The organism is Achromobacter sp. UBA5777, assembly GCF_002418565.1.
GTDB classification, from domain to species: domain Bacteria; phylum Pseudomonadota; class Gammaproteobacteria; order Burkholderiales; family Burkholderiaceae_B; genus Achromobacter; species Achromobacter animicus.
The window spans coordinates 1-632 of sequence record NZ_DIEJ01000251.1; the positions used below are offsets into that span (position 1 = coordinate 1).

Annotated in this window: 1 protein-coding gene; it reads left to right on the forward strand. The window is 62.3% G+C overall.

The genetic code is table 11. The annotated features are described in order from the left end of the window. Window positions 1–312: 312 nt before the first annotated feature. The coding region (locus B3446_RS21425; protein ID WP_414632414.1) for a response regulator at window positions 313–632 on the forward strand (320 nt) is incomplete at its 3' end.

The following is a 632-nucleotide window of genomic DNA, read 5'->3' on the forward strand; positions in this document are numbered from 1 at the left end:
GCCGAACTGCTTTTCGATCTGCGAAAGTGCGGCGGCAAGCGCCTTGGCTTTTTCCGAAGCGGCGGCCTTGGTGGTTTTGTCGTCCATGAGGAGTCCTGTCTGTAACGTATCTGGAAGTCGGAAAACTGCGGGTCTGGCAATGAGGATCAGATTATGGCATCGGATTGTACTGGACAAAAACCCAGTGTGCCAGTTCTTTGCACGTATACCCTGAGTGGCAAGCCCGGCGGCGTGTGACAGAATCCGGAGCGATCCCGGTATTTTGCCCTTTTTCCGCCCCCGGGCCGCGGTGTTTCTTCCTAGCAGCAGCCCATGCGTATCCTGATCGCCGAAGACGACAGCATCCTGGCCGACGGCCTGTCCCGCTCGTTGCGCCACAACGGCTATGCCGTGGATGCCGTGCGCGATGGTCTTTCCGCCGATTCCGCGCTGGCCGCCCAGGCTTTCGACCTGCTCATCCTGGACCTCGGCCTGCCGCAACTGGCCGGCCTTGAAGTGCTGCGCCGCCTGCGCGCCCGCAATTCCGCCCTGCCCGTCCTCATCCTGACCGCCGCCGACAGCATCGAGCAGCGCGTCAAGGGTCTGGACCTGGGCGCCGACGACTATATGGCCAAGCCCTTCGCGCTGTCCGA